General features: G+C 29.9%; 10 protein-coding genes. 9 read left to right on the top strand and 1 reads right to left on the bottom strand.

Annotated elements, in window-relative coordinates; translation table 11 throughout:
* Window positions 1-21: 21 nt before the first annotated feature.
* The 9 genes from pduL (at window position 22) to BUA90_RS09425 (ending at window position 6,886) form a co-directional block, all read left to right on the top strand.
* Window positions 22-612, top strand: a complete 591-nt coding sequence (gene pduL, locus BUA90_RS09385; RefSeq protein ID WP_072968066.1) for a phosphate propanoyltransferase — start codon at window positions 22-24, stop codon at window positions 610-612.
* 52 nt (window positions 613-664) lie between these two features.
* Complete coding sequence (locus tag BUA90_RS09390; protein ID WP_072967975.1) at window positions 665-1,360, top strand: hypothetical protein; 696 nt, start codon at window positions 665-667, stop codon at window positions 1,358-1,360.
* 31 nt (window positions 1,361-1,391) lie between these two features.
* Complete coding sequence (locus BUA90_RS09395; RefSeq protein ID WP_072967977.1) at window positions 1,392-1,670, top strand: EutN/CcmL family microcompartment protein; 279 nt, start codon at window positions 1,392-1,394, stop codon at window positions 1,668-1,670.
* A 17-nt stretch (window positions 1,671-1,687) separates the two neighbouring features.
* The gene (locus tag BUA90_RS09400; protein ID WP_072967979.1) at window positions 1,688-3,034 is read left to right on the top strand and encodes a 4Fe-4S dicluster domain-containing protein; all 1,347 of its coding nucleotides are present in this window, start codon (window positions 1,688-1,690) and stop codon (window positions 3,032-3,034) included.
* Window positions 3,031-3,579: a BMC domain-containing protein gene (locus BUA90_RS09405; protein WP_072967981.1), complete on the top strand. Its 549-nt coding sequence runs from the start codon at window positions 3,031-3,033 to the stop codon at window positions 3,577-3,579. Before BUA90_RS09400 ends, BUA90_RS09405 begins: the two co-directional genes overlap by 4 nt.
* An 80-nt stretch (window positions 3,580-3,659) precedes the next feature.
* Window positions 3,660-4,763 (top strand): ethanolamine utilization protein EutH, encoded by a 1,104-nt coding sequence (gene eutH, locus BUA90_RS09410; protein ID WP_072967983.1) that lies wholly within the window; start codon window positions 3,660-3,662, stop codon window positions 4,761-4,763.
* Between the two features lie 22 nt (window positions 4,764-4,785).
* The gene (locus tag BUA90_RS09415) at window positions 4,786-5,004 is read left to right on the top strand and encodes a cupin domain-containing protein (protein WP_072967985.1); all 219 of its coding nucleotides are present in this window, start codon (window positions 4,786-4,788) and stop codon (window positions 5,002-5,004) included.
* Window positions 5,005-5,197: 193 nt separating this feature from the next.
* The gene (locus tag BUA90_RS09420) at window positions 5,198-5,827 is read left to right on the top strand and encodes a hypothetical protein (RefSeq protein ID WP_072967988.1); all 630 of its coding nucleotides are present in this window, start codon (window positions 5,198-5,200) and stop codon (window positions 5,825-5,827) included.
* Window positions 5,828-6,124: 297 nt separating this feature from the next.
* On the top strand, window positions 6,125-6,886 hold the full coding sequence (locus tag BUA90_RS09425) for a L,D-transpeptidase family protein (RefSeq protein WP_330390722.1): 762 nt from the start codon (window positions 6,125-6,127) through the stop codon (window positions 6,884-6,886).
* A 99-nt stretch (window positions 6,887-6,985) separates the two neighbouring features.
* Here the strand turns inward: BUA90_RS09425 and BUA90_RS09430 are convergent.
* On the bottom strand, window positions 6,986-7,660 hold a 675-nt coding region (locus BUA90_RS09430), incomplete at its 5' end, for an IS3 family transposase (protein ID WP_143146278.1).

Consider the following 7,660-nt stretch of genomic DNA (forward strand, 5'->3'; position numbering starts at 1 on the left):
AAGGAAATTGTAAAAAAGGTAATGGATACAATTGGTAAAAGTAATACAATTCCCATAGAGGTATCGGCTAGACATGTACATCTAAGTAAAGAACATATAGAAAAGCTTTTCGGTAGGGACTACAACATGTCAAAGAAGAAGGATTTATCACAGCCTGGGCAGTTTCAATATGAAGAAAGAGTAATGCTAATAGGACCAAAAGGTATATTAAGAGGAGTTGCAATATTAGGACCTGCTAGGGAAAAAACTCAGGTAGAGATTTCTAAAACTGATGCAGTAGTTTTAGGCATTAATCCACCAGTCAGAGAATCGGGAAATCTAGAAGGAAGTGAAAAAATATATATAGCAACTGAAAAGGCTGTAGTAGAAGCTATGGAATCGGTAATTATTGCAAAGAGACATATTCATATGACTCCAGAAGATGCTAAAAAGTTTGGTGTTGAGGACAAACAATTGGTAAGTGTAAAGGTTAAAAGTGATAGACCTGTTGTTTTTGAAGATGTATTAGTAAGAGTGAATAAAGAATACAAGTTGAGTATGCATATAGATTTTGATGAAGCAAATGCATCGGGATATAAAGAGGGGGTAGTGGGAGAAATTATCTTTTTTTAGTTACTCTACTTTGAAGTAGATGTGAATTGCTAGGTAGAGGGAAGTGATATAAGTGAATACTGATAAATTGATAAGTATTATAACAGAAGAAGTTTTAAAGAGAATAACTGTACTGAGCTTGCAAAATTCAAAGGATAAATCAAAGAGTATTTTAATCCTAGATTCAATATCAAATAAGAATAGTTATGATGAAATTATATCAAAATGGAAAGATATTAAATTTTTAGATGATTATTGTCATGAAGAAGGAGTAGATTTATTTGATTATATTATAGTACCAAAATTATCAAGTAAAGATTTAGTAGGTATTGCTATAGGAGATATTAGAAGTGATGTTTCTGAAATTATTATAGATGGAGTTTTCAAAGGAAAGAAAGTAATAGTCTTTGAAGAAGGGATAAGTTATAGAAAATTTAAGAATACTGCAAATAAAAATTTTTTCAATATGTTTAAAGGATATGAGGAAAAAATAATTAGTTTTGGGATAGAGATTGTTGGAAAAAAAGATTTAACAGAGTGTTTAGATAATGGATATTGTAAATCTGAAAATGAGATTAGTAATGAGACAAATAAAGTACTAGAAGAAATTATAAAAGAAGCTGTGATAACTAAAAAAGTTATCAGTGAAAAAGACATTGAAAATTTGTGGAATAAAGGATATAAAACTATTGCTATTGATAAAAAATCAATTATTACACCTCTTGCAAAAGATTTTATAAGGACTAATCAAATTAATATTAAGTCATAGTGAGTGGTATTTATGAGAAAGGAAGATAACTATGATTATTGGTAGGGTTGTTGGAAATGTTTGGGCTACAAGAAAAGAAGAAGTACTAAATGGATTGAAGCTGCTGATAATAAAACCTATAGATTGTTATTCAAATGAAGAGTTTCAGAGTTTTGTAGCAACTGATAAAGTGGGAGCAGGAATTGGTGAAACAGTATTAGTCGTAACAGGAAGTTCAGCTAGGAAGGCAGTTGATAAAGCTGATGTACCAATAGATGCTACAATTATAGGAATTATTGATGAAGTAGAAGTAAGTAAAGATGTATTTTAAAGCTAGGGGGAGAGGAAATGGATTTAATAAAAAAGATATTTGATGCAGGGGTTGTTGGAGCAGGTGGAGCTGGATTTCCTACCCATATAAAGTTAAATTGCAGCGTAGAGTATTTAATTGCCAATGGAGCAGAGTGTGAACCTCTGTTAGAAACAGATAAATATTTAATGAGGTGTGAAAGCAAAAAAATTATTAAGGCCATGGAAGAAGTTGCGAAGAAAATACAAGCTAAGAAATTGATAATAGGATTAAAGAAAAAATATAAAGAAGAAATTAAAGCACTCAGCAAAACTATTGAGGAGCTGAATTCAGAGGTTGAGCTGTTTTTATTAGATAATTTTTATCCTGCTGGTGATGAGCATATATTGGTTTATGAAATAACTAAAAAGTCTATACCAGCAGGAGGAATTCCTTTAGATGTTGGTGTTGTTGTATCTAATGTTGGTACTTTAGTGAATATTTTTGATGCAATAAACGAAAAGCCTGTAGTAGATAAATATGTTACTGTAATCGGGGAAATAAGGAATCCCTGCATATTAAAAGTGCCTATAGGAATTAGTATAGAAAAGTGTATAGAAGCTGCAGGTGGTTCTCTTATAAACGATTATGCTGTAATTCTAGGCGGTCCTATGATGGGAAAAGTTATTTATAAAAAGCAGATAAAAAAAGAATTTATTACTAAAACAATTGGTTCTCTTATTTTACTTCCTAAGAATCATTATATAATAGGCAGAAAAGAATTATCAATAAAGCATATAGTAAGTCGTGCTAAAACTGCATGTATTCAATGTTCTATGTGTACTGATATGTGTCCAAGAAATTTAATAGGTCATAAAATTAGACCGCATAGAATAATGAGAAGTATTGGAATTGCTAAAGGTGATGAAAAAATATTTATGGAAGCTTTGATATGTTGTGAATGTGGTGTGTGTGAACTATATGCATGTCCAATGGGCTTATCACCTAGGAGCATGAATGGCTACATAAAAAATGAGCTTAGGAATAAAGGAATTAAATATCAAAAAGAACAGGAAAAGACTATTGCAAAAGAAATAAGAGAATATCGTAAAATTCCAGTTGATAGGCTGATTTCGAGACTTGGTTTAACTAAGTATAAAGGAAACAAAGTTATTGGACCATTTGAAGTAAAGGCTCATCGTGTTTGTATTTCTTTATCTCAAAGTATAGGTAGACCAGCAAATCCAGTAGTGTCAATTGGCGATATAGTTTCAAGAGGACAATTGATTGGAGAAGTAAAAATGGGTGAATTAGGAGCTAATGTACATTCAAGTATAGACGGTAAGGTGTGTGAAATATCGGATTATGTAGTTATTCGAAGTGAGAATGATGAGGTGATTTCATGATAAGGACAATAGGATTAGTAGAGCTCAACAGTATAGCAAGAGGAATTGAAACGGCAGATTTTATGTTGAAGGCGGCAGAGGTAAATCTTTTAAAGGCCAATTCGATATGTCCTGGCAAATATATTGTTCTTGTTTCAGGAGATGTAGGAGCAGTGAAGGCTTCAGTTGAAGTAGGATTAGATATTGGTAATGAATATGTAGTAGATAGTCTTATTCTTCCAAGCATTCACCCACAATTGATAAGTGCAATCAATAAAACTACAGATGTATATGAACTAAGAGCATTAGGAGTATTAGAATTTTTTAGTATAGCAACATCAATTGTTGCCGCAGATACTGCTGCTAAGAGTGCATCAGTAGATTTGATAGAGCTGCGACTTGGATTTGCTATAGGTGGTAAATCATTTATAACTTTGACTGGTGATGTAAGTGCAGTAAAAGAAGCAGTTGAAGCAGGTGCTAGGATTGGAGAAAAAGCCGGTATGTTAATAAATAAGGTAGTAATTCCTTCTCCAAGAGGAGAATTGTTAGAAGAGCTAATGTAGAATTTTATTAAATTGCAAAGAAAGTAAATTATAGAGTATAACTATTTGTTTAAAAAAAAGTAAATTAAAGGGGGAAAATTATGAGTATTAATGAAATTATTGTTTATATTATGGTATTTTTTATGGCAGTAGGTGCTGTAGATAAAATATTAGGAAATAAATATGGATTTGGTGAAAAATTTGATGAAGGTATTATGGCAATGGGTTCACTTGCAGTTGCCATGGTAGGAGTTGTATCTCTAGCACCGGTACTTGCGACTATATTAAAGCCAATTGTAGTACCGATTTATACGGCATTAGGAGCAGACCCTGCAATGTTTGCAACTACTCTATTGGCAAATGATATGGGCGGATACCCTTTGGCAATGGAATTGGCTCAAAGTCGTGAGGCAGGGCTTTTTGCAGGTTTAATATTAGGAGGAATGATGGGACCTACTATTGTTTTTACAATTCCTGTGGCTCTTGGAATAATTAATAAGGAAGATCACAGATTTTTAGCTACTGGTATATTGGCAGGACTCATTACTATTCCTATTGGATGTTTAGCAGGTGGAATAGTTGCTGGATTTGAACTTTCTATGATACTTAGCAATTTAGTGCCAATTATCATAGTTTCATTAATATTAGCATTTGGTTTGTGGAAGATACCTGAAAAGATGATAAAAGGTTTTACAGTATTTGGGAAAGGAGTTGTTGCAGTAATTACTATTGGTTTAGCTGCAATAATCATTGAAACTTTAACGGGGATAGTTGTAATACCGGGTATGGCTCCAGTTTCAGATGGTATTGAGATAGTTGGTTCTATTGCATTAATGTTGGCAGGAGCATTTCCGATGGTGCATTTCATTACAAAGGCATTTAAAAAACCATTATTTAAATTAGGTAAATTATTAGGGATGGGAGATGTTGCAGCAGCAGGAATGGTTGCATCATTAGCAAACAATATCCCCATGTTTGGGTTAATGAAGGATATGGATGATAGAGGAAAAATTATTAATGTTGCATTTGCAGTAAGTGCTTCATTTGTATTTGGAGACCATCTTGGATTTACTGCAGGGGTTGCAAAAGATATGATATTTCCAATGGTTGTAGGAAAATTAGTTGCAGGAATTACAGCAGTAGCTTTAGCAATAATTATAGCTAATAAGTCATTAAAAAATAATATACCAGAGAGTAATTTATAGCATTAAAGACTTTATTTTAACAATGGAAATGAAAAAATCATCTTTCAATTGGACTCTTAAGTATGATGAAATAGATTATGTTATAGACGGAACATTGGAAATTATAATTGGATATAGAAAAGTTGTTGGAAAAAAAGGAGACATATTATTAATTCCTAAGAATACTGAAATTCAATTTAGTACTCCAGATTTTTGTAGATTTATGTATGTAGTATATCCAGCCAATTGGCAGGAACAGTAAGTCTTGGTAGTTTTATTTAAAAGTATAAATACTGTGCCTAAATTAAATGTGGGTACAGTATTTTTTCTGTAAAAAATATCTATAAATACAAAAATAACACAATATATGTTAAAATATAATTATGATAAAAGAGTATAAATATAAGGAGTATTTTGTTTGAGAATTTAAAGACATAATATATTTAGAAACTAAGGTGATAAAAATAAAAAAAAGTGAAAATAACAGTAAACGCAAATTTATTCCAAAACCTATATTTATAACATTTATATTATTAGGATTAAGTATTTTTTTATTTTATTCTGGTGTTTTAGACAGTTTAAATCAAAAAAAAGAGATAAATGATTTAAAATTACGAGTATCAAATCTAGAAAAAAAAATAAATGAAAAAAATATTGAAATATTAAACTTAAAAAGAGATATAGATAATAAAACTTCAATAATAATAAGTTTAAAAAATGCTTTGTATTCAAAAAAAACTCAAGAGGTAAGGGAAGTTAAACCTTCTGAATATAATAGTATTTTATTAGAATCTTTACAATGGATTGAAAAAATAGCCTTTGATGGTCGAAAATATCCTGAAATATTATTTAAAAATGATGAAGAAAAAGATGTTTTGAAGAAAATTCTTGAATCAAAAATTATACCTAGTTATGATAATGAAATTTTATTATCAATTGATTTGTCAGACAAAAAGAATCAATATTATTATATTGAATGTTTGGTATATAGAAGAGTTAATCTTCATTTAGAAAAAGGTGGAGACTTTATAACTCGAAAATATGTTGTTAAAAAAACACAAAAAGGATTTGAATTTGTTGAATAAAATTTTTTGATGTCACGGGGACATTTCGTTTGTCATAAGTCTTTTATATAATTTAAAGCCCAGTGGTTTTGAAGTCGATTGGCTAGTAAAATTTTTACAGATTTTCTAATATTTTAAGATTTTTTTTATAAATCATTCCCTAAATTTTACTTCATAAGAGTATTCTAGATAAGTTTTCGGTTTTAATTTGTTTTAGTTTTTCCATCGAAAGAATTTTAAAAAATGCAAATGGCAAGTTTGTCTAATGACATAAGTTAACATTGCATAGTCATATAAATAGTAAATAGGGGGGTAAATTTGAAAAGAATATGTATTTGGAAAGTTATATTTTTTGTGTTTTTATTTATATTAATAATTAGTGTAAATATACTATTCAATAAATATGGGATAGTACGAAGTTCAATATCAAGGATATGGTTAGATAAAGAATATAGTCTTTGGGAAGAAAAGAATATGAGACAAAATCGAGATTATAAAAATTTAGCTATTTTTATTGATATAAATGCTAAAACACTTGAGGTTATAAATTTAGATGACAATAATGTTATAAAAAAGTACATAATAGCTAGTGGAAAACCTAGTACTCCATCTCCAATTGGAAATTTTATTATAATAAATAAGAGAAAATGGGGAGGGGGATTTGGAACTAGATGGATGGGACTAAATGTACCTTGGGGTAAGTACGGAATACATGGTACAAATAGACCAGAAAGTATAGGTTTTGCAGCTTCCCATGGATGCATAAGAATGAAAAACAAAGATATAGAAGAACTTTATAAAATAATTAAAGTAGGTACACCAGTAACTATATGGGGTGGAATTTTTGGACCTTTTGGTAATGGTTTTAGAATATTAAAACCCGGTGATAGAGGTTCTGATGTCTATGAAGTTCAAAAGAGAATGAAATTGCAAGGTTATTATCCTCTATGGGTTGATGGCATATATGGTGAAGGAATGAAGAAATATGTAATAAAGTTTAGAAAAGACAAAAAATTGAGATTGACTCATAACATAGATTATAGTTTTTATAGGGCTTTGGGAATTAAATTGATGGAATGATTTTAATTATATTTATAAAGAAAAAACACAAAGGGCGGTTCTTTTGTGTTGTAATCGTATTAAAACTATGGCCTGTAAAAGTTGGATTGTCAACCTTTTTTAGGACACTTTTTTGTCGGACATTAGTATTCTATACTCCACAGGTGTAAGGTAATTTAATGCTCCATGAATCCTGTGGTTATTATACCAGTTCACATAATCAAATAATAGGTATTCAAGCTCTTCAAAACTTTGAAATATTCTATTAAAAGCAAATTCTGTTTTAGTAACCTTAAATGTAGCTTCTGCCACTGCATTATCATAGGGACAGCCTTTTTTACTTAGTGAACGATTAATATTAAATGTAGTTAATAAGTCATCTATAATCTTATTTTTAAATTCATTACCCCTATCAGTATGCAATATTTTAATTTCTTCTAGCGGTCTTTCAATCTTTGTAAATGCTTTGTAAACAAGGTTTGCATCTTTATTCTTACCAGCAGCATAACCAATAATTTCACGATTATATAAATCTAATAATATACATACATAATTCCATTTACCATTGACATTTATATAAGTTAAATCGCTTATTACAATTTCTAAGATTTTATCTGTATTAAACTGTCTATTAACAATATTGTCAGCTTTTTCTTCATTACATTTTGAAGGATATACCTTATACTGTTTAACTGTATAATTAGATACTAGTCCATATTTTTGCATAATACGACTAATTCTTCTTCTAGATACCTGATATCCATCTTTTTTTAATTCATGCTTGATTTTTCTTGT

The sequence above is a fragment of the Caminicella sporogenes DSM 14501 genome, assembly GCF_900142285.1.
GTDB classification, from domain to species: Bacteria; Bacillota; Clostridia; order Peptostreptococcales; family Caminicellaceae; genus Caminicella; species Caminicella sporogenes.